At 55.3% G+C, this 19,517-nt stretch carries 21 protein-coding genes; 8 read left to right on the forward strand and 13 right to left on the reverse strand.

Annotation, left to right across the window (positions count from 1 at the left end; all coding sequences use genetic code 11):
* Positions 1 to 86: 86 nt before the first annotated feature.
* From osmV to V1572_RS12800, 5 genes are all read right to left on the reverse strand, one after another.
* A complete protein-coding gene (gene osmV / locus V1572_RS12780; RefSeq protein ID WP_111966788.1) occupies positions 87 to 1,235 on the reverse strand; it encodes an osmoprotectant ABC transporter ATP-binding protein OsmV in 1,149 nt (382 codons plus the stop codon).
* A complete protein-coding gene (osmW, locus tag V1572_RS12785; protein WP_014169860.1) occupies positions 1,235 to 1,882 on the reverse strand; it encodes an osmoprotectant ABC transporter permease OsmW in 648 nt (215 codons plus the stop codon). The genes osmV and osmW overlap by 1 nt, the downstream gene beginning before the upstream one ends.
* A gap of 8 nt (positions 1,883 to 1,890) precedes the next feature.
* A complete protein-coding gene (gene osmX / locus V1572_RS12790; protein WP_395299167.1) occupies positions 1,891 to 2,790 on the reverse strand; it encodes an osmoprotectant ABC transporter substrate-binding protein OsmX in 900 nt (299 codons plus the stop codon).
* An 18-nt stretch (positions 2,791 to 2,808) separates the two neighbouring features.
* Complete coding sequence (osmY, locus tag V1572_RS12795; protein WP_025911451.1) at positions 2,809 to 3,519, reverse strand: osmoprotectant ABC transporter permease OsmY; 711 nt, start codon at positions 3,517 to 3,519, stop codon at positions 2,809 to 2,811.
* A 276-nt stretch (positions 3,520 to 3,795) separates the two neighbouring features.
* Positions 3,796 to 4,743 carry an NAD-dependent epimerase/dehydratase family protein gene (locus V1572_RS12800; RefSeq protein ID WP_395299168.1) on the reverse strand — a complete coding sequence of 316 codons (948 nt, stop codon included), beginning with the start codon at positions 4,741 to 4,743 and terminating at the stop codon, positions 3,796 to 3,798.
* 91 nt (positions 4,744 to 4,834) lie between these two features.
* Here V1572_RS12800 and V1572_RS12805 point away from each other — a divergent pair, with 91 nt between their 5' ends.
* Positions 4,835 to 5,284 carry a MerR family transcriptional regulator gene (locus tag V1572_RS12805; protein WP_045910390.1) on the forward strand — a complete coding sequence of 150 codons (450 nt, stop codon included), beginning with the start codon at positions 4,835 to 4,837 and terminating at the stop codon, positions 5,282 to 5,284.
* On the opposite strand, the gene V1572_RS12810 is transcribed toward V1572_RS12805, so the two are convergent.
* The 4 genes from V1572_RS12810 to V1572_RS12825 all read right to left on the reverse strand — a co-directional run bounded on the left by V1572_RS12810 (position 5,234) and on the right by V1572_RS12825 (position 9,199).
* Positions 5,234 to 5,971 carry a YoaK family protein gene (locus tag V1572_RS12810; RefSeq protein ID WP_048222910.1) on the reverse strand — a complete coding sequence of 246 codons (738 nt, stop codon included), beginning with the start codon at positions 5,969 to 5,971 and terminating at the stop codon, positions 5,234 to 5,236. The genes V1572_RS12805 and V1572_RS12810 overlap by 51 nt on opposite strands.
* Before the next feature lie 158 nt (positions 5,972 to 6,129).
* Entirely contained in the window at positions 6,130 to 6,753 is a 624-nt protein-coding gene (locus V1572_RS12815) for a glutathione S-transferase family protein (RefSeq protein ID WP_262810510.1), read from the reverse strand.
* A gap of 84 nt (positions 6,754 to 6,837) precedes the next feature.
* Positions 6,838 to 8,022, reverse strand: a complete 1,185-nt coding sequence (locus V1572_RS12820; protein WP_395299169.1) for an MFS transporter — start codon at positions 8,020 to 8,022, stop codon at positions 6,838 to 6,840.
* A 49-nt stretch (positions 8,023 to 8,071) separates the two neighbouring features.
* On the reverse strand, positions 8,072 to 9,199 hold the full coding sequence (locus V1572_RS12825; RefSeq protein WP_234082494.1) for an alpha/beta hydrolase: 1,128 nt from the start codon (positions 9,197 to 9,199) through the stop codon (positions 8,072 to 8,074).
* A 114-nt stretch (positions 9,200 to 9,313) separates the two neighbouring features.
* Between V1572_RS12825 and V1572_RS12830 the strand changes: the two genes are divergently transcribed.
* Positions 9,314 to 10,198, forward strand: coding sequence for a LysR family transcriptional regulator (locus V1572_RS12830; RefSeq protein ID WP_395299990.1), 885 nt, complete (start codon positions 9,314 to 9,316; stop codon positions 10,196 to 10,198).
* 65 nt (positions 10,199 to 10,263) lie between these two features.
* Here V1572_RS12830 and V1572_RS12835 read toward each other — a convergent pair whose 3' ends face one another.
* A complete protein-coding gene (locus V1572_RS12835; protein ID WP_395299170.1) occupies positions 10,264 to 10,500 on the reverse strand; it encodes a 4-oxalocrotonate tautomerase family protein in 237 nt (78 codons plus the stop codon).
* A 61-nt stretch (positions 10,501 to 10,561) separates the two neighbouring features.
* Here V1572_RS12835 and V1572_RS12840 point away from each other — a divergent pair, with 61 nt between their 5' ends.
* Both V1572_RS12840 and V1572_RS12845 read left to right on the forward strand, forming a co-directional pair.
* Positions 10,562 to 11,065, forward strand: a complete 504-nt coding sequence (locus tag V1572_RS12840) for a winged helix-turn-helix transcriptional regulator (protein WP_395299171.1) — start codon at positions 10,562 to 10,564, stop codon at positions 11,063 to 11,065.
* Between the two features lie 398 nt (positions 11,066 to 11,463).
* Positions 11,464 to 11,919 (forward strand): hypothetical protein, encoded by a 456-nt coding sequence (locus tag V1572_RS12845; RefSeq protein ID WP_262821995.1) that lies wholly within the window; start codon positions 11,464 to 11,466, stop codon positions 11,917 to 11,919.
* 43 nt (positions 11,920 to 11,962) lie between these two features.
* On the opposite strand, the gene V1572_RS12850 is transcribed toward V1572_RS12845, so the two are convergent.
* On the reverse strand, positions 11,963 to 12,373 hold the full coding sequence (locus V1572_RS12850) for a YybH family protein (RefSeq protein ID WP_262801777.1): 411 nt from the start codon (positions 12,371 to 12,373) through the stop codon (positions 11,963 to 11,965).
* A 321-nt stretch (positions 12,374 to 12,694) separates the two neighbouring features.
* Between V1572_RS12850 and V1572_RS12855 the strand changes: the two genes are divergently transcribed.
* Together V1572_RS12855 and V1572_RS12860 are read left to right on the forward strand one after the other, a co-directional pair.
* Positions 12,695 to 12,997 carry a hypothetical protein gene (locus tag V1572_RS12855; RefSeq protein WP_262801776.1) on the forward strand — a complete coding sequence of 101 codons (303 nt, stop codon included), beginning with the start codon at positions 12,695 to 12,697 and terminating at the stop codon, positions 12,995 to 12,997.
* Positions 12,998 to 13,135: 138 nt separating this feature from the next.
* Complete coding sequence (locus V1572_RS12860; RefSeq protein WP_262801775.1) at positions 13,136 to 13,846, forward strand: YnfC family lipoprotein; 711 nt, start codon at positions 13,136 to 13,138, stop codon at positions 13,844 to 13,846.
* Positions 13,847 to 14,045: 199 nt separating this feature from the next.
* Here V1572_RS12860 and V1572_RS12865 read toward each other — a convergent pair whose 3' ends face one another.
* Together V1572_RS12865 and V1572_RS12870 are read right to left on the reverse strand one after the other, a co-directional pair.
* Positions 14,046 to 14,363 carry a YebG family protein gene (locus V1572_RS12865; RefSeq protein WP_024909116.1) on the reverse strand — a complete coding sequence of 106 codons (318 nt, stop codon included), beginning with the start codon at positions 14,361 to 14,363 and terminating at the stop codon, positions 14,046 to 14,048.
* Between the two features lie 70 nt (positions 14,364 to 14,433).
* On the reverse strand, positions 14,434 to 14,787 hold the full coding sequence (locus tag V1572_RS12870; RefSeq protein WP_045910400.1) for a helix-turn-helix domain-containing protein: 354 nt from the start codon (positions 14,785 to 14,787) through the stop codon (positions 14,434 to 14,436).
* A gap of 337 nt (positions 14,788 to 15,124) precedes the next feature.
* On the opposite strand from V1572_RS12870, the gene V1572_RS12875 reads away from it, so the two are divergent.
* Together V1572_RS12875 and oqxB are read left to right on the forward strand one after the other, a co-directional pair.
* A complete protein-coding gene (locus V1572_RS12875; protein WP_045910401.1) occupies positions 15,125 to 16,300 on the forward strand; it encodes an efflux RND transporter periplasmic adaptor subunit in 1,176 nt (391 codons plus the stop codon).
* 24 nt (positions 16,301 to 16,324) lie between these two features.
* Positions 16,325 to 19,480: a multidrug efflux RND transporter permease subunit OqxB gene (gene oqxB / locus V1572_RS12880; RefSeq protein WP_021241210.1), complete on the forward strand. Its 3,156-nt coding sequence runs from the start codon at positions 16,325 to 16,327 to the stop codon at positions 19,478 to 19,480.
* The last annotated feature ends 37 nt before the right edge of the window (positions 19,481 to 19,517 follow it).

Genomic DNA, 19,517 nt, shown 5'->3' on the forward strand with positions numbered 1-19,517 from the left:
GGGACGATACAATATTGTGGCGGGAAATCGCGGGGTTAGCAAAAGGTATGCGTGCGAAAAAGCCGGGCAATGCCCGGCCTGAAAGATTAACTGTCGCTATGAATATTCAGCGCCCGGCGCGTACGCCCTGAACTGAGATACTCGGCAATATAGTCCTGAGAAATCTCGCCGTTGTAGCGACCATCCTCATCCACGATCGGCATCCAGCTGGTGTTGCTCTCATACAGGCGTGACAGGACCACGCGCAGGTTGTCTTCCGCTTTACCAGTCATGCGGAACGGATGCAGGATGTCGGCGCAGGTTCCGCTGGCGTTACGCGCTTCGCGACGCTTCACAAAGCCCAGCGGTTTGCCGTGTTCGTCAACTACGGTAATCGCGCGAATATCGTTATCATCCATGGTCGCAAAGGCTTCAGGGAGCGGAGTAGAGCCCCGCACCGTAATGGTCGGTTGCTGGTCGGTGACGTCGCCCGCCGAGACCAGCAGCAGGCGCTTCAGGGTGCGGTCCTGACCGACAAACGAGCCGACAAACTCGTTCGCCGGTTTCGCCAGCAGTTCATCCGGGCTGGCGCACTGCACGATTTTCCCCTGACGGAACACCGCAATACGGTCGCCGAGCTTCAGGGCTTCGTCGATATCGTGGCTGACCAGCATGACGGTTTTCTTCAGCTTGCGCTGCATCTCCAGAAACTGGTTCTGGATCACCTCGCGGTTGATCGGGTCCACCGCGCCGAAGGGTTCATCCATCAGCAGTACCGGAGGATCCGCCGCCAGGGCGCGGATCACGCCGATGCGCTGCTGCTGGCCGCCGGACATCTCACGCGGATAACGATTCAGGAACTTATGCGGATCCAGCGCCACCATATCCATCAGCTCTTCGGCGCGGATTTTACAGCGCGCTTTATCCCAGCCCAGCATGCGCGGCACGACGGTAATGTTCTCTTCGATGGTCATGTTCGGGAACAGGCCAATCTGCTGGATCACGTAGCCGATGTTGCGGCGCAGGGTGACGGTGTCCATACCGCTGGTGTCTTCGCCGTTAATCAGGATCGTCCCGCTGCTTGGGGTAATGAGGCGGTTAATCATCTTCAGGGTGGTGGTCTTCCCGCAGCCGGACGGGCCGAGCAGGACGCACATTTCCCCTTCGGGTACGTTCAGGTTGACGTTGTCGACGGCCTTAAAGGTCTGGCCGTGCTTCTGTGAAAAGTGTTTGGTGAGGTTTTCCAGTTTTATCATTATCGAATCCCCTTTGGAGTCAGAACCACCTGCAGACGGTGCAGCAGCCAGTCGAGCACAATCGCTAAAAGACAAATCATCAGCGCGCCCGCGATCAACATGCGGATATCACTTCCGCCGATGCCGTTGAGCAGCAGCAGGCCCAGACCGCCCGCGCCGATCACCGCGGCAATCGCCATCACGCCGATGTTCATCACCACGGCGGTGCGGATCCCGCCGAAAATCACCGGCAGCGCCATCGGAATTTCGACCCAGCGCAGACGCTGCCAGAAGGTCATGCCGATGCCGCGTCCGGCTTCACGCAGGCCAGGCGGCAGGCTGTCGAGCGCCGTATGGGTGTTACGCACAATCGGTAGCAGCGAGTAGAGAAACACCGCCGTGATCGCGGGCAGGGCGCCAATCCCCTGACCGATCAGCGAAAACAGCGGGATCATCAGGCCAAACAGCGCAATGGAGGGAATGGTCAGCACGATGGTGGCAATCCCCAGCACCGGCGTTGCCAGCCACTTGTGGCGAACAATCAGAATGCCGAGCGGGACGCCGATGAGAATGGCTAAGCCCACAGCCAGCGCCACCAGCCACAGATGCTGCAGCGTCAGGGTTAACAGGTAGTCCCAGTTGTCCAGAATGTAGTGAATCGTCTCCATAGCGCCTCCTACAGCAGCTGTTTGCTACGCAGGAAATCACGGGCGACCTGCTGCGGTGACTGATGGTCGATATCCACCTTCTTGTTCAGTTCGGTGATAACGTCGTTGTTGAGCTGGGCAGAGAGGGTGTTGAGCGCCTCTTCCAGACCGGGGTTGGCCTCCAGCGTGTCCTTACGGACCACCGGGGTGACCGCATAGCTCGGGAAGAAGCCTTTATCGTCTTCCAGCACCTTGAGGTCGAAGCCTTTCACGCGACCGTCGGTGGTGTAAATCAGCCCGGCGTCGACGAAGCCGTCGCGCACCGCGTTATAGACCAGGCCGGGGTCCATCTGACGGATCTGCGGGCGGTCCAGATCCATCTTATAGGCGGCCTGAAGCGGCTTCATGCCGTCGCTGCGCCCGGCAAATTCCAGGTCTAAGCCCAGCAGCCAGTTTTTGTCCGGGTTGGTTTGACGGATCTGCTCAATCTTCGCCACCATGTCCGACATGGTGTTGATATGTTCCGCTTCGGCGCGCTTGCGCTGCATGGCGAACGCATAGGTGTTGTTCATGTCGGCGGGCTTGAGCCAGACCAGACCGTGCTTCGCGTCCAGACGTTTCACCGTCTCGTAAGACTCCTCTGGCGACATGCGCTTGTTGATGTGGTTAAAGATGATTAATGACGTGCCGGTGTACTCCCAGGTCATGTCAATCTGTTTGTTGATCATCGCGTTACGGGAAATCACCGTGGCGATATTGGTTTGCGGCTGAACCTGGAATCCTTTCTTTTGCAGGTACTGCACGGTCATCGCCGAGAGAATGTGCTGCTCGGTAAAGCTCTTGGTTGCCAGAATCAGCGGGGCCGCCATCGCCTGGCTGGTGAACAGCGCCGCGGCACACAGCGCCGTCAGGCCGGAAAACAGTCTCATAAAAGCTCCTTGTTATTGTTATCGAGCGAGATGGGGACTCATCACGCGACCCAGCGCCGCCAGCAGGGTATCGAGGATCAGGGCGAACAGGGCGGTGGCCGCCGCGCCGAGGATCAGGGTCGGGAAATCGTTCAGATAAATGCCGGGGAAAATCAGCTCGCCGTAGCTGCTGGCACCAATCAGGAACGCCAGTGGTGCGGTACCGACGTTAATGGCGGTGGCGATGCGGATCCCCGAGAGCATCACCGGCCAGGCGGCAGGCAGCTCAACCTGGCGCAGACGCTGCCATTTGGTCATGCCAATCCCGTTTGCCGCTTCCAGCAGCGACGGCGGGACCGAGCACAGCCCGGCGTAGGTATTACGCACGATCGGCAGCAGCGAGGCGAGGAACAGGGCGATGATGGCGGGCGTATCGCCGATGCCGATCACCACCATTGCCAGGGCCAGCACGGCCAGCGGCGGCAGCGTATTGCCGACGTTGAAGATTTGCATCACATATTCGGCGATACCCCGCGCGGCCGGGCGGCTCAGCAGAATACCCGCCGGAATACCCACCAGCAGGGCAAAGAACATTGATGAGAAAACCAGAATCATATGCTGTTGCCCGAGATAGATCAGGTCAACCTGACGCGCTCTGAGGGTCTCCAGCCCGATCCCCCAGACGAGGAGGGCGAGGACCACAATAATGGCGCCGACAAACAGCAGCGAACGTTTGAGTAATGGGTGCATTGCGGTGTGTCTCCCTGTGCGCATGCGTTATAGCAACCACCGGTTGCCTGTTGTTATGCCATGTTTCGGCAGGGGTAGATGACCTATAGCAAGCGTTTGGGAAGGGTTCCAGCGAAGGGGTAAAATCAGTAACCCTATGAAACTAGTGGCAACCTCAGGTCAGGCCTTATGGCGTAAGGCCTGATTGTGGGGCGGGCAGAATAGTCCTAAAGAAGAGATTTGAATGTGACGTTGTCACGAATAATACACCGCATTCCCGGTGACGCGGCGCCGTAATTACGCTGCACCGGGCTCTTTTGATTTCCACTCTTGCCAGATGTTCTCGAGTCCCTTCCGGTATGACGTAACGGTGAACGCAGGGAAATGCTCTTTAAACTTCGTCGAATCAAACAGGTTGTCAGCCTCGTACCGGGGCAACAGCTCGCGCATTTCGCGCGCGCCTTGCGAAAACAGCGCCGTCGCGGCGAAGGCCAACTTGCCGAGGACGGAGTAGTCCGCTGGCTGTCCAAAGACCTCACAGGCGAGAGTGACGAACTGCTGGTACGTCAGCCTTTCATCGCAGCAGGGCAAGTGCCACGTCTGCCCGTAGGCCTCAGGGGTATTGCCCAGCAGAGCGAGCGCGCGACTGGCATCCGGCGTCCAGATGAGGGTGCGAAGCGTGTCGTCACGCACCGGAACGCGCGGACGCTTATGCTGCTTCAGCCTGTCGATAATGAGCGTATTGGTGAAGCTCTGCGTTTTCTCAGGCCCGTAAAACTCCGGCGCCCGACCGATGAGGACGGGAATGTCGCCCCGTTGCATTTCGTCAAGCACCCGGTTTGCCATCAGGGCGCGCACGTGGCCTTTCCGCCCCCGGGGCGCAAAGCGCGTCTCTTCGGTTTGCGGCACGTTACTCTGGGGGTACATATAGGTGTTGTCGAAATAGACGAATTTTGCCACCGCCTTACGCGTGGCCTCCAGGGCATTGTCCAGCATGGTCGGAAAATGACGCTCCCACATCGCGGAATCAGGCGGCAGACCGGCGGTAAAATAGACCGTATCGCTACCGTTAATCGCCACTTGCGTCTGCTGCGCATCCAGGAGATCGGCTGCAACCGTGCTATCGCTGGCGTTGACTTTCTGCGGATGGCGGCTGACCAGCCTGATCTCGTCGGTATATTCGCGTTTAAGCTCGCGGGCAAGTTCACGGGCAATTTGCCCGCTGGCGCCCAGAATAGTGTGCATTTTAGCTCCTGATGAGATGACGATCCGGTTGACCGCATAAAAAGTTTAAGCTTAAAGTTAACTTTAAGGTCAATATGCCAGAGCGGACGAAATGAAAATTGGCGAGCTGTCGAAAATGACGGGAATTACCCCGTCGCGCATTCGGTTTTATGAGGCGGAAGGCTTACTGCCGCGACCCGTCAGGCAGGGGAACGGGTACCGTACCTATTCCGCTGATGCGGTTGCGCTGCTGAACATTATCGACAATGCACAACGGACCGGGTTCACCCTTGAGCAAATACGGCGCTTCTTGCCGCAGCCGCAACAGCGCTGGGATCATGAGGGACTGATCCAGTCCCTGAAGACACGCATTGCTGAAATAGAGGCGATGCAGAAGCAGCTGGAGGAAAACCGAAGGGAGCTGCTGGACCTGGTCACGAGTATCACCCACAGGCCGGAGGGCATCACCTGTGATGACAACATGCAGCGCCTGCTGGGGCAGTTGCAACCCTCAGACGCCAGCGCGAACCCGTCGAACCCGCGACGAGACGGTGATAATTGAGACGGTGGCGACAACCGCGAGCATCAACCCCAGCGCCAGCATGGCGTTGAAGCCAATCCATCTGAACAGCAGCAGCCCCGCAATACCACCTGTAATGAACGAAAACAGGGTGGTTAAGTGGGTTTTTAGCTGACTTTTTTGCGCCGCCGTATCTTTGGAGTAATCCCTGCGCAGCATCGCCACCATGACGGAGGCCAGGGAAATCCCCGCGTCCGTTAGCGTGCCGGTAATGTGCGTCGATCTTACCCGTCCGCCGGAAAGCTGTGTGGAGGTGGAATTATGAATGCCCATCAGAAAGCAGAGAAAAAGAATAATCTCGCGATTGCTGGTGAGCGCATGGAAATACATTTCGTAGAAGGAAACGCCGGTCAGTAATATCCCCTCGACAAAAAGGATCTGGCAAAAAACCAGCCTGACGTTATGGATAATACCCCATATGACGATCGTACGCGCAATAATGGCGCCAGCCACAAAAGAGAGAATTATCGAGCCGAAGAAAATAATATCGCTCAGATCGGTAGAAGAAACTTCGCTGGATAATTGTGAGGTGTTGCCGGTCATGTGTGAGGGGAAAAAACCAAATGCCCCGAGGGCGATGGCGTTCAGCAAACCTGCTGAGGTCGCCAGCCAGAGAGCAAGCCGGCGATCCTCCTGATGCGTTCGTTCTTTCTTGAGTTTAATCAGCAAGAATACCTCCGGGTTGAGCTTTGCCTGACTATTCAGGCTAGCAAAGCGGTGCAACGGGCTGTCCAGGATATGGCTTAATTATTATTCCCTCTGACGACAATCAGGGTTTCGTAATTAAAAAAACAGCCTCGTTGCGGTATTCATTCAGGCATTAAGTTTTACACCATGCCGTTATTGCCGTGACGCAAAAATGCCGGACGCTGGTTAAGGCGCTCGAACCAGGCCTCAATGGCGGGCACGTCTGGCTTATCAAACGGCGTCATTTTCCAGCGATTCACCGACAGCCCAAGCACCACGTCAGCGAGGGTAAACGTCTCGCCCGCCGCAAAGGCCCCGGTGCGCTGCAGCTGTTGTTCCAGAATGGTGATGCAGTGGTTCCACTCCTTGATTCCTGCCGCAATGCGCTCAGGGTCGTTAAAGGCCGGGTTTTTACGCCCCAGCGCCGGGAAGACATAGCGCCAGGCGTTGTTAAACTCAGTGGCCTGCCAGTCCATCCAGCGCTCAACGTTGGCGCAGGCCTGCGGTTCTGCGGGCAGCAGATCGTGACGTTCGGCCTTGCGCGCCAGATAACGGCAGATGGAATTGGACTCCCACAGCACGAAATCACCGTCAATCAGCACCGGCACCATGGCGTTGGGGTTCAGGGTGCGGAAGGCATCCGTTTCCGTCGAGGCGAAACCGCTGCCGTAATCTTCCTGCTGATAAGCGATGCCTGCTTCTTCGCAGGTCCAGAGTACTTTACGAACGTTGATGGAGGTGGTTTTGCCGAGGATGCTGATCATTACGCAGGTGTCCTTTAATGGATGTTATTGTTTAAAAACAATACACGAACGGTGAAGAAAAGCGTCAAAAAATCATCCGGTGCGTTATTTGTGAAGACGCGAAAGCAGAAACGTTAGCGCTGCCGCAAAGAGGAGCACTATGCCACTCAATGCAAACGAGCTCTGCCAGCTATAACGATCGAACGCTATACCGCCCGCCGTTGAGCCGAGCGCAATGGCGAGCTGGATCACCGCGACCATCAGTCCACCGCCGGCTTCAGCATCCTTCGGCAGCGTTCGCGCAATCCACGTCCACCACCCCGTCGGCGCTGATGTTGCCAGCATCCCCCATAGGCCTGACAGCAGGGCCACAATCCACACGTTATGCCCGGCGAGAATCAACGCGACTGCGATGGCCGCCATCAGTAGAGGGATCGCGATCAGCGTTATGTAAAACGCGGCATTAAGCACCAGGGCAACGAAAAGGGTGCCCACAAAACCTGCAACGCCTATGGTGAGCAAAATCAGCGACAGCCCGGCTCCGCTCACCCGGGTGACGGTTTCAAGGAACGGGCGCAGATAGGTAAACAGCGCAAACTGCCCCATAAAGAACAGGCCGCAGGCCAGCAGACCAACGGAAACGGCAGGCTGGCGGAATAACCGAAAAACACTTCCTCGTGATGTACCGTTTTTACGCGCGTTCATGTCAGGCAGGCTTAAACACTGCCAGATGAACGCGACTATCGCCACGGGCACCAGACAAAGAAATGCGCCGCGCCAGCCAATAGTGGCCCCAAGATAGCTGCCAAGCGGGGCGGCCACCACCGTTGCCAGCGCGTTACCGCCGTTGAAAATGGCCAGCGCGCGCGCAACCTTATGCGGCGGAACAAGGCGAATGGCCGTTGCGGCAGACATGGACCAGAACCCGCCTATAGCGATACCGATCAGCGCGCGGCCTGCCATGTAAACCAGATAGTTTGGGGCGAAAGCGATAATCATCCCCGAGAGCGCCATCAGGAGCGTCATGCCCAGAAGAAGGTGTTTGCGGTTTATATTCCCGGCAAGCCGGGAAAGGAAGAGGCTGGTCAGCACCGCCAGTGCGCCGGAAATCGCGATCCCCTGGCCAGCGAGACCCTCCGTAACGCCCAAATCTCTGGCAAGGGGGGTAAGCAGGCTGACGGGCATAAATTCCGAGGCAATCAGGACAAATACGCACAGGGTCATGGCAAAAACGCCACTCCAGTGTGCATGCTCTGTGTTCTGTGATGTGGTGCGGCTCAGTGTAGACATAGTCAGATTTCACAAAGAGCCACCCGTACAGGGCGGGTGGCGTAGAGATTTATTTCAGGTTGGTTTTGAAGAACTGCTCAAACTGGCCGAAGGGGATCTTCCCGGCAGCATTATCGTAGAGATCGACATGGTTTGCGCCCGGAACAATCACCAGTTCCTTCTGCTTGCTGCCGACCGCTTTAAACGCATCTTCAGCAAAGTAGCGGGAGTGTGCCTTTTCACCGGTTACGATAAGCGTTGGGATAGTAATTTCCCCGCCGTAGCTCAGCAGCGGCATATTCATAAATGATAATGGCGTGGTCGCGGTCCACGCGCCGGTTGAGTTGACGGATCGCGCATGGAAGCCGCGCGGCATACGGTAGTAGTCAAAGAACTCTTTGAGTACCGGATTCGGGTTGTCAGGTAACGCCTCCGGCAGAATACGTTCAGCTGCCGTCACCTTGCCGTTCTCATCGACATAAATGTCATGGCCGCCGTGCGCGAAGGTACCGTTCTCAGCATCTTTCCAGCGCTGTGCGTTCAGATACTGCAGAACGGCACGGCGGTCAGACGTTGAATAGCGATCTTTCCCGTCGCCCACGCCGTGGCCCATCGCCCGGCTCATGTCATACATCACGCTGGTGGCGACCGCCTTCACGCGGGTGTCCATGGATGCTGCGTTGAGCGCCATACCGCCCCAGCCGCAGATGCCGAGAATACCAATGCGGTTACGATCAACTTCTTTCTGCAACCCGAGGAAGTCCACCGCCGCGCTAAAGTCTTCGGTGTTGATATCCGGAGACGCTACGTTGCGCGGCTGGCCACCGCTTTCGCCCGTATAGGACGGATCGAACGCCAGGGTCACAAACCCATTTTCTGCCAGGGTTTGCGCATACAGGCCGCTGGACTGCTCTTTGACTGCGCCAAATGGCCCGCTGACCGCAATCGCCGCCAGCTTGCGGTCGCCGCGGTTTTTGGGAAGATACAGATCGCCTACCAAAGTGATCCCGTATCGGTTCTGGAAGGACACTTTACGGTGATCGACTTTGTCACTTTCGGCGAAGGTTTTATCCCATGTGCTCACCATCGAAACAGGCGCGTTTGGGTTGGTGGTTTCTGCATAACTCATTGTTGTCACTCCACTTAATGATGCACATAGCAGCATCGCAACGGACAGTTTTTGGGTAAATGTTTTCATAGAAATGAACCCTGGGTTGTTGTGTTGCGGTCATTATAGTTAGCAGAAATAGTGCTGATTAGAGGGTTAAAGCTGCTAGGATTCATATCATATTGTTATAAATGGGTGGGGATGATGGCGAAACGGGAAAACTATAATGAGCTGTACCTGTTCATGCAGGTGGTACGGGAGGGGAGCTTCACGGCGGCCGCGCTTCGGCTTGGGCTGGCGCAATCCGGGATCAGCCGCTCGGTTCGCGCGCTGGAAGAGCGATTGGGCGTTCAACTTCTGGTCCGCACCACGCGCAAGCTCTCGCTCACCCATGCCGGGGAACAGCTTTATCAGACCGCCGAGTCTGCATTCGATACGCTCGATACGGGTCTGGCGACCCTGGCACACTATCGTCAGACGCCGTCCGGCACGGTGCGCATTAATGCCAGCCAGCACGCTATCGATAAGTGTCTGCTGCCAAAGCTCGCCATTTTTAAACAGCGTTACCCGGACATCAGGCTGGAACTGATGAATGAAAGCCGCTTCGTCGACATTATCGCCGAGCGGTTCGATGCGGGTGTCAGACTGGGGCCGGAAGTGGGGCAGGGAATGATTGCAGTGCGTATCACGCCTGATATGGAAATGGCCGCGGTGGCTGCCCCGGAACACTTCAGACGCTACGGTTTTCCGCAGACGCCAGCCGATTTAGTGGCTCATCCCTGCATTGCCTACCAGTTTGCCGACGGTAGTGACTATCAGTGGGAACTGGTGCACGACGGGAAAAAAATCACCCATCGGCCAGAGGGGCAATGGGCGCTGTCTGACAGCTACATGGAAGCCGAGGCCGCCCGGCTGGGGCTTGGGCTGGCCTATGTTCCGGTGGAGCTGGTGGCTGACGATCTGGAGCGCGGAACGCTTATCCGGGTGTTGCAGCGCTATAGCCTGCGCATGGACGGGTTGTATCTCTATTATCCGCACCGCAACGTGTCGCCTGCCCTGAGGGCTGTGATCGATACGCTGAAAATTTAGGGCTGCATAACATCACGAGAGCGGACATTCAAACTGCCCGCCGGTGAGCTATGACTAAAAATAAATCAGGACCGCTGTGGTGAGGCAAATTTTGCAGCAATCATTTTAGATGTGGGCTGTATTCCCCCAAGACTCCACTGTTCCGGTTCATGCTCGTCAATACGGATCCATACTGAACGCCGGAATTCAGGATCGCCGTTTCCCTCAATTTCAACAATAAGGTCAGTCATACGACGTAGCAGTTCTTTTTTTTGCTCCGAATTCATAATTCCTTTAATGGTTTGCACATTTACGAAGGGCATTGTATTCTCCTTAAATAACTGAGTCTTTAAATCATACTCAGGTTACGAGGCAAACGAAGAGATGTCAAAAAATAAATCATTACCGTACTTATTACCTGAGCTTTGTGGGTTAGCGGCGGCCGCTGAGCTTCTTGGCGATCAATGGGTTTTGTTGATTCTGAGAGAGGCGTTTTATGGGGTAACACGCTTTGAAACAATACGTGATCATACAAAAATCACCAGGCAGACGCTGGCGAACCGGTTAAAAAATATGACTGAACTCGGCCTGCTTTGCAAAATCCCTTATCAGGAAGAAGGGGCGCGTGAACGGTATGAGTATGTTCTCACCGCCAAAAGCCGCAGCCTTGCGCCGATTCTTTTCTCTTTGATGGAGTGGGGTCATAAAAACATACTGCACGACGCACCGCATATTGCGTTAACAGACAAAGAAAGTGGAGAAGTGGTGAATTGCGCCTATGTTACCGCCGACGGTAAGTTCGTTGACCCTAAAAACGTTCGGTTAACGTTTCACGACAGCCAGTACTTAGCCGCCATGCCCCAGGCGCCTGACCATACTGACGCTTAAAGCTGCGGTTGAAGGACTGCCGGGAGTCAAAGCCCAGCGAGAGCGGTGATTGATACCCTTAAAATTTAGGGCAGCGTTGTCATTCTGGAAGGCGTCTCGCAAACCGCAAAGTAACCTTATGAAATTCAGCGTTATGTCTTTTCCTCTACGGGGCGCGGTCGTAAAGTGCCTGCGTTGCGGCACATCTGCAATCGGGCGTAGGAACCCGTCAACCATATAGTGACATTACGTATGTCGCAGCAGTGCCGATCTCGTTACAATAACGGTGGCGCTGACGGAGCAGCCGTAAGGCTGGCCGTTTTCTATATGGGCGGTATTCCTACCTCTGTCAGCGCTACCCCCCGAGCGTAGGAACTCAAAGGGTGGTTAAATAAACTCCATATAGAAGGAAGCCTTGTATGGCGACTATCCCAACCTTGACTTATCTCCCGTCTGACGAAAACGTCATTCTGCAACGTATCTCCCGGCCGCTTCCGGCTGATGCCGATCTCTTTGACGTCGCCGACAACTGCGCCGCGCTGGTGAGCGTGCTGGTCGAAACCGATGATATCGCGAGCCGTACAGCGCTGTGCGAGCGTCTCCTTCAGGCTCTGCGCAGGCTGCGTGAACTCTGTGATGTCGATCTTCCGCCATACCTGATTGAACAGTTGATCATGGGTGAGAAAACCAACTCCTGCGTGCCCGACTGCTGGCAGGACACCTTAACGCAGGTGGACTATGTTCTGGCGCTGACGCAAGCAGTTATGGGTGGAACGCTACCCGCTCACGTAGCGAAAGAGCTGACGGGCCTGCTGCACGATATGGTGTGGCTGCTGGCTGAGTTTGTAAAGGAGCCGCGCATTACTGCGCATTAAGGGGCTGGCGTGGAGGGGCGGCAGCGCCCCTTTGAAGCCGTGATTAACGCGATCGGTTCCCGGTATCCAGAAGCGACGTACCGTAGGAGTTGTCGATAGTACAAAGCCAGCGATCGTCGCTTTCCAGCCGAAAAACATAGGTCGCGCGGCGCGACATTTCCGTTATTCCACCCTGACCATCAGGAAAACGCAGAACGGTTTCCATGATAACGAGGGCATTGTCACCGCCTTCGATCACCTGCATCTCTCCTTGTTCCACAATCAATTGGTCCTGGAAATAATCCGAGATGGCAATAAACGCGTTGCGGATGTTTTCTTTGCCTTTAACCGTCATGCCGGGCTTAACGACCAGAGCCGCGTCTTCGGCGTAGTATTCCATCAGCGCGTCATAGTTTTTGGTGGTGATGGCGCGATCGCAGGATTTGATGATCTGGTGTAGCGGATGTGGGGTCATGCGCGATCCCTCGTTGGTGGGGGGAACGTGTATTAACGTAACAGTCTGGCGTGTTTGTATAGCTACCAGGTTTTGTGATTGGAAGGTTTAGCATAGAAGCGGATAGTTTTAAGGTTACGCCTGCTATGAATTGTGAGCTCAACGGGGTGATTTCTAAACTGATATCAAGTCATTAAAACCTGCATCTGTCAGGTTTTGTGTCAGCAGTCACTACAGCAGGATAATAACTTCCTTGGGTAACTAAAGATTTTTTGCACAAAGTCGATAACTCCCCGGAAGACAGTCATTTGACGAAACAGTATTTATCAGGGGAAAAAGAAGTTGAGATTTCTAACATTGTTTATCCTCCTTATTGCTATTACCTTACATGCCGAAGAACATGATTATGGCCCACCTGTCTCTGTATGCCTGAACAAACATACCTTTCCCTATATCAACACGATGATTCCAGCTGAAAATATTGTTAATGACGCTTATCTGGCGTGCCAGGGTGTCGTTGATGAATGGAATCATGAGAGAGAATCCTTGCCCAAAGAAATGGTAATCAAGCAGAATAAGGAGTTGCGTGATATGTATATCAGGATGATTGAGATCCGTCGGAAAGCGAGTGCTCACAAAAAATGAGGGACTCTTGTATCGATTGACTAGAACAAAAAGCAGACACTTAACGGGTGGCATGGAAACGCTTTGATTATTCGTAAAATATAAGAGCGCGAATTCACATCATCGTTGAAGACTATTTTATTAATAAAGGGATGACTTATGAAAGCAGGTGTTTTTTTAAATCTATTATTATTGACGTTATCATTTGATGTCGCGGCATTTACTCAATTCAAACCGGCGGTCTTAAATGCTGCTCTTTTATTCGATCATGATGCAACAACCGGGAACGTAAAACATAGCCTCCAGTGGATGCGGGATGTTACAGGTAAACTTCAGGTTATGACAGAAGTTAGATATGATCGCAGCGGATGCTTTACGAGTATCAACATGGTTGACAAGGCAAATGATCGAGAGTTTCATTTGGTCAATAAAGATGGATTACTGACGTCACTTAAAGGCCAGCGTATTACCGGGAAAATAAATAAGCGCTGCGAAATTACTGAGCTTGAGAATGAAAAAGGTAATTACTTACTCAGTTATAATATACGTGGCTTGCTGGAAAAAATAATGGACAAAGATACGGGCGAAGTTGTAGAGCGATATGAATATCACAACAGCCAATTCCCCGTTCGCATAATAAACTACAAAGATCCAAAAGATGAACGCATCGTTTACCCATCCGGGAGTGCGCAATTCCTTGACTCAGAATTAGTGTCGAAAAGAGAGGACATCACTTTCATGGTGAAGCAAAGCTGTGCTTACACCGCTGATGGTAATGCAGATAAATGCTCGCTGATAGCATCCACTAACGACGACTATCGTGACTCAAGCCTCGTATGGATTTCTAATCACAAAAATGAATATTTCTAAATTATATTAAAAGGACTGAACCCACGTCATCTTCCCGAAAGGTTGATTAACGTACTATTTTTTTATGTAAGTGCATCATCTCCTGCTTTGGAACGATGGTATCGTTAACATCAATCAGCAGGAGAGTACTACAGACAGCCAAAAAGCCGTAAGCAGTTATCTGCTTACGGCTTCCAGAACGGTGATGATTTTCTGGCAATCAGGCCGCTTTCACAGCCCTGATTTTTTTGGCGTCAGCCGCGTCGGATTCTGTTTTATCCGCTACAGCTGGAGCAGTGAGATCGGGAAGCTTGCTGGTACGCAGAATATGCTGCACGGTCTCTTTCTGCTCGGCGAGATACAGGCCAAGATTTTCAGCCTGCGTTTCATCCATCTGCATTCCGCTTTGCAACAGCCAGTCGGTGAACGCATCGGCCATATCGAGCAGCTTGTCGTGAGCGTCAGCCTCTTTCTTACTGGCAAATGTCATTTTCTCTTCACCTTTTCTTACGACAACAAATTTTGTTTCAACAGCCATCGTGCACCTCGTTATACTGTATTTATATACAGTATAGCAGCAACAGATCGATGTTGCAGCAAAATATGCATTACTGGCGAAGCTGCTGTGTTTCCGGGCCACTCATACTCCGTCGCCATGCCCCAGGCGCCTGACCATACTGACGCTTAAAGCTGCGGTTGAAGGACTGCTGGGAGTCAAAGCCCAGCGCGATCGCCACGTTCAGAATCGGTTCATCGCTGTGGGATAACCGCTCAACCGATTTTTGCAGCTTTTGCGCGCGAATATACCCGGCGAGGGGATAGCCCGTATGCTCTTTGAACAGGCGCTGGAGGTGCCATTTCGAGTAGCCGGAACGCCTGGCGACGGTCTCAATGTCCAGTCGGCTGTCCAAGTTGTTGTCGATCCAGTCGAGTAAATCATGCATAAATGCGCCAGTGTTCATCTGGTTACCCCCACGCAGCGGATGAAAAAGTATCTTTGTCTGTTGCATTTAAAGGTGGCGCGTTTTTGCAGTAATTGCAAGTTTTATTGTTGCATTTAAATCCCTGACCGAAACGGGTCTTTTCACATCCACTCAAATAGCACATAAAGTGCAACAATTATTCTTGCACTTAGTTAAGCGCCTTCCTACAATCGCCGCGAATAGTGTATTCGCAACTGTTACAGTTTTGTGGCGATGAACGACACAAATGGCCTTAAGACAGCCCCCGGACAAAGGAAGTGGCGCGGTGCCTCCTGCTGCGTCTTGCCCGGTGGCGACAATTATCGGAATAAAAATAATGAGCCTGCAAAAAACCTGGGGTAATTCTCATCTGAGCGCGCTGGGGGCCATGTTGCTCTCGGTGCTGCTCGTCGGATGCGATAACAGCGTCGCGCAAAATGCCGCGCCACCTGCGCCTGCCGTGAGTGCCGCTGACGTGGTGGTGAAATCGATTAGCCAGTGGGATAGCTTTAACGGTCGGATTGAAGCGGTGGAGAGCGTTCAGCTGCGCCCGCGCGTGTCCGGCTACATTGATAAGGTGAATTACACCGACGGTCAGGAAGTGAAGAAGGGCGAGGTGCTGTTCACCATTGATGATCGTACCTATCGCGCTGCGCTGGAACAGGCGCAGGCGAACCTGGCGAGAGCCAAAACGCAGGCCAGCCTGGCGCAAAGTGAGGCTAACCGTACCGATAAGCTGATCAATACCCATCTGGTCTCACGGGAAGAGTGGGAGCAGCGACGTTCGGCTGCCGTTCAGGCGCAGGCCGACATTCGCGCCGCGCAGGCGGCGGTTGACGCAGCCCAGCTCAACCTGGACTTTACCAAAGTGACCGCGCCTATCGATGGTCGCGCCAGCCGGGCGCTGATCACCAGCGGGAACCTGGTGACTGCGGGCGACACTGCCAGCGTCCTCACCACGCTGGTCTCGCAGAAGACGGTGTACGTCTACTTTGACGTGGACGAGTCAACCTACCTTCACTATCAAAACCTGGCCCGCAGCGGGCAGGGGGCGACCAGCAATCACACGGCGCTGCCGGTTGAGATTGGCCTGACGGGCGAGGAGGGCTATCCCCATCAGGGCAAAGTGGATTTTCTGGATAACCAGCTCACGCCGAGCACCGGGACCATCCGCATGCGCGCGCTGCTGGATAACTCACAGCGTCAGTTCACGCCGGGACTGTTTGCCCGCGTACGCCTGCCGGGCAGCGCGGAGTTCAAAGCCACGCTTATCGACGACAAGGCGGTGCTGACCGATCAGGATCGAAAATACGTCTATATCGTGGATAAAGAGGGGAAAGCGCAGCGTCGCGACATTACGCCGGGACGTCTGGCAGACGGTTTACGCATTGTGCGGCAGGGGCTGAACCCTGGCGACAAAGTCATCGTCGAGGGTTTACAGAAAGTGTTTATGCCGGGTATGCCGGTTAACGCCAAAACCGTTGCCATGACCGCCACCAGCGCCCTCAACTGATCCCTTGACCTGAGAATCCAACCCATGGACTTTTCCCGTTTTTTCATCGACAGGCCGATCTTTGCTGCCGTCCTGTCGATTCTGATTTTTATCACAGGGTTAATCGCCATCCCGCTGCTGCCGGTGAGCGAATACCCTGATGTCGTGCCGCCAAGCGTGCAGGTGCGCGCGGAGTACCCGGGCGCCAACCCGAAAGTGATTGCTGAGACCGTGGCGACGCCGCTGGAAGAGGCGATCAACGGCGTTGAGAACATGATGTACATGAAATCCGTCGCGGGTTCGGACGGCGTGCTGGTGACTACCGTGACCTTCCGTCCGGGAACTGACCCCGATCAGGCGCAGGTTCAGGTGCAGAACCGCGTCGCGCAGGCCGAGGCGCGTCTGCCGGAGGACGTGCGGCGTCTGGGCATTACCACCCAGAAACAGTCCCCGACGCTGACGCTGGTGGTGCATCTGTTTTCGCCAAACGGTAAGTACGACTCGCTGTATATGCGCAACTACGCCACGCTGAAGGTGAAGGATGAGCTGGCGCGCCTGCCCGGCGTCGGCCAGATCCAGATTTTCGGCTCCGGCGAGTACGCGATGCGCGTCTGGCTGGACCCAAATAAAGTGGCGGCGCGCGGTCTGACCGCCTCGGACGTGGTCACGGCGATGCAGGAGCAAAACGTACAGGTCTCCGCCGGTCAGCTTGGCGCCGAGCCGCTGCCGAAAGAGAGTGATTTCCTGATCTCCATTAACGCCCAGGGCCGCCTGCATACCGAAGAAGAGTTTGGCAATATTGTCCTGAAAACAACGCAGGATGGTACGGTCGTCCGCCTGCGCGACGTGGCGCGGATTGAAATGGGCTCCGGGAGCTATGCGCTGCGTTCCCAGCTGAACAATAAAGACGCAGTCGGGATTGGTATCTTCCAGTCACCCGGGGCGAACGCTATCGACCTGTCTAACGCGGTGCGCGCGAAAATGGACGAACTGTCCACGCGCTTCCCGGCAGACATGAAGTGGGCGGCACCTTACGATCCGACGGTCTTCGTGCGTGATTCGATCCGTGCGGTGGTGCAGACGCTGCTGGAAGCCGTGGTGCTGGTCGTGCTGGTGGTCATTCTGTTCCTGCAAACCTGGCGCGCGTCGATCATTCCGCTGATCGCGGTGCCGGTGTCGGTGGTGGGTACCTTCAGCATTCTCTACCTGCTGGGCTTCTCGCTGAATACCCTTAGCCTGTTCGGGCTGGTGCTGGCCATCGGTATCGTGGTGGACGACGCCATCGTGGTGGTGGAAAACGTCGAGCGAAACATCGAAGAGGGGCTTGCGCCGCTTGCGGCTGCGCACCAGGCGATGCGTGAAGTGTCCGGGCCGATTATCGCGATTGCGCTGGTGCTGTGCGCGGTGTTTGTGCCGATGGCGTTTCTGTCGGGCGTTACCGGCCAGTTCTACAAGCAGTTTGCGGTGACGATCGCGATATCTACGGTGATTTCAGCGATTAACTCGCTGACGCTCTCTCCGGCGCTGGCGGCACTGCTGTTAAAGCCGCACGGCGCGCCGAAAGATTTCCCGACCCGGCTTATCGATCGTCTCTTCGGCTGGATTTTCCGTCCGTTTAACCGCTTCTTCCTCCGCAGCTCAAACGGCTATCAGGGGCTGGTGGGCAAAACGCTGGGACGACGCGGGGCGGTATTCGTGGTTTATCTGCTGCTGCTCTGTGCCGCAGGCGTCATGTTTAAAGCGGTGCCCGGCGGGTTTATTCCGACGCAGGACAAGCTTTACCTGATCGGCGGCGTGAAAATGCCGGAAGGCTCTTCGCTGGCCCGCACCGATGCGGTGATCCGCAAAATGAGCGAAATCGGGATGAATACCGAAGGCGTGGACTATGCGGTCGCGTTTCCGGGACTGAATGCGCTGCAGTTCACCAACACGCCGAATACCGGGACGGTCTTCTTCGGTCTGAAGCCGTTCGACCAGCGTAAACATTCCGCGGCGGAAATTAATGCCGAGATTAACGCGAAAATCGCGCAAATCCAGCAGGGCTTTGGCTTCTCCATCCTGCCGCCGCCGATTTTAGGGCTGGGTCAGGGGTCGGGCTATTCCCTGTACATCCAGGACCGCGGTGGTCTGGGATATGGCGCGCTGCAAAATGCGGTGAACACCATGTCCGGTGCAATTATGCAGACGCCGGGGATGCATTTCCCGATCTCAACCTACCAGGCTAACGTGCCGCAGCTGGACGTGCAGGTTGACCGCGATAAGGCGAAAGCGCAGGGCGTGTCGCTGACCGATCTCTTCGGGACGCTGCAAACCTATCTGGGCTCGTCGTACGTCAATGACTTCAACCAGTTCGGACGTACCTGGCGCGTGATGGCGCAGGCGGACGGGCAGTTCCGCGACAGCGTGGAAGATATTGCGAATCTGCGCACCCGTAACAGCCAGGGCGAAATGGTGCCGATTGGCAGTATGGTAAACATCACGACCACCTACGGGCCGGATCCGGTGATCCGCTACAACGGCTACCCGGCGGCGGACCTGATTGGCGATGCCGACCCGCGCGTGCTCTCATCAGCGCAGGCGATGACGCAGCTGGACGCGATGTCTAAGCAGATCCTGCCGAACGGGATGAACATCGAATGGACGGATCTGAGCTTCCAGCAGGCCACCCAGGGCAACACGGCGCTGATCGTCTTCCCGGTCGCGGTGCTGCTGGCATTCCTGGTTCTGGCGGCGCTGTATGAAAGCTGGACGCTGCCGCTGGCAGTGATCCTCATCGTGCCGATGACCATGCTCTCCGCACTGTTTGGCGTCTGGCTGACCGGGGGCGATAACAACGTCTTCGTGCAGGTGGGGCTGGTGGTGCTGATGGGGCTGGCCTGTAAAAACGCCATTCTTATCGTGGAGTTTGCTCGCGAGCTGGAAATTCAGGGTAAAGGCATCATGGAGGCCGCGCTGGAAGCGTGCCGCCTGCGTTTACGCCCGATTGTGATGACCTCCATCGCCTTTATTGCCGGGACCATTCCGCTGATCCTCGGCCACGGCGCGGGCGCAGAAGTACGTGGCGTCACCGGGATCACGGTATTCTCCGGTATGCTGGGGGTGACGCTGTTTGGTCTGTTCCTGACGCCGGTGTTCTACGTGACGCTGCGTAAGTTCGTCACGCGTGGGAAGAAAGAGGAAAGGGACGTGCTGCCCGCTTAAGGACGTTGCTGATAATAAAAAACCGCCTTCACTGTGA

It is taken from the genome of Enterobacter quasiroggenkampii (assembly GCF_043972695.1).
Classification (GTDB): domain Bacteria; phylum Pseudomonadota; class Gammaproteobacteria; order Enterobacterales; family Enterobacteriaceae; genus Enterobacter; species Enterobacter quasiroggenkampii.

What these genes read in the sequence shown, in the direction of transcription:
- osmX (WP_395299167.1), bottom strand. Translation starts at nt 2,790, where the DNA reads ATGAGACTGTTTTCCGGCCTGACGGCGCTGTGTGCCGCGGCGCTGTTC.
- oqxB (WP_021241210.1), top strand. Translation starts at nt 16,325, where the DNA reads ATGGACTTTTCCCGTTTTTTCATCGACAGGCCGATCTTTGCTGCCGTC.
- osmY (WP_025911451.1), bottom strand. Translation starts at nt 3,519, where the DNA reads ATGCACCCATTACTCAAACGTTCGCTGCTGTTTGTCGGCGCCATTATT.
- osmW (WP_014169860.1), bottom strand. Translation starts at nt 1,882, where the DNA reads ATGGAGACGATTCACTACATTCTGGACAACTGGGACTACCTGTTAACC.
- V1572_RS12820 (WP_395299169.1), bottom strand. Translation starts at nt 8,022, where the DNA reads ATGTCTACACTGAGCCGCACCACATCACAGAACACAGAGCATGCACAC.
- V1572_RS12850 (WP_262801777.1), bottom strand. Translation starts at nt 12,373, where the DNA reads ATGACCCCACATCCGCTACACCAGATCATCAAATCCTGCGATCGCGCC.
- V1572_RS12840 (WP_395299171.1), top strand. Translation starts at nt 10,562, where the DNA reads ATGTCAAAAAATAAATCATTACCGTACTTATTACCTGAGCTTTGTGGG.
- V1572_RS12875 (WP_045910401.1), top strand. Translation starts at nt 15,125, where the DNA reads ATGAGCCTGCAAAAAACCTGGGGTAATTCTCATCTGAGCGCGCTGGGG.
- V1572_RS12815 (WP_262810510.1), bottom strand. Translation starts at nt 6,753, where the DNA reads ATGATCAGCATCCTCGGCAAAACCACCTCCATCAACGTTCGTAAAGTA.
- V1572_RS12800 (WP_395299168.1), bottom strand. Translation starts at nt 4,743, where the DNA reads ATGCACACTATTCTGGGCGCCAGCGGGCAAATTGCCCGTGAACTTGCC.
- V1572_RS12835 (WP_395299170.1), bottom strand. Translation starts at nt 10,500, where the DNA reads ATGCCCTTCGTAAATGTGCAAACCATTAAAGGAATTATGAATTCGGAG.
- V1572_RS12845 (WP_262821995.1), top strand. Translation starts at nt 11,464, where the DNA reads ATGGCGACTATCCCAACCTTGACTTATCTCCCGTCTGACGAAAACGTC.
- V1572_RS12825 (WP_234082494.1), bottom strand. Translation starts at nt 9,199, where the DNA reads ATGAAAACATTTACCCAAAAACTGTCCGTTGCGATGCTGCTATGTGCA.
- osmV (WP_111966788.1), bottom strand. Translation starts at nt 1,235, where the DNA reads ATGATAAAACTGGAAAACCTCACCAAACACTTTTCACAGAAGCACGGC.
- V1572_RS12870 (WP_045910400.1), bottom strand. Translation starts at nt 14,787, where the DNA reads ATGAACACTGGCGCATTTATGCATGATTTACTCGACTGGATCGACAAC.
- V1572_RS12865 (WP_024909116.1), bottom strand. Translation starts at nt 14,363, where the DNA reads ATGGCTGTTGAAACAAAATTTGTTGTCGTAAGAAAAGGTGAAGAGAAA.
- V1572_RS12860 (WP_262801775.1), top strand. Translation starts at nt 13,136, where the DNA reads ATGAAAGCAGGTGTTTTTTTAAATCTATTATTATTGACGTTATCATTT.
- V1572_RS12805 (WP_045910390.1), top strand. Translation starts at nt 4,835, where the DNA reads ATGAAAATTGGCGAGCTGTCGAAAATGACGGGAATTACCCCGTCGCGC.
- V1572_RS12830 (WP_395299990.1), top strand. Translation starts at nt 9,314, where the DNA reads ATGGCGAAACGGGAAAACTATAATGAGCTGTACCTGTTCATGCAGGTG.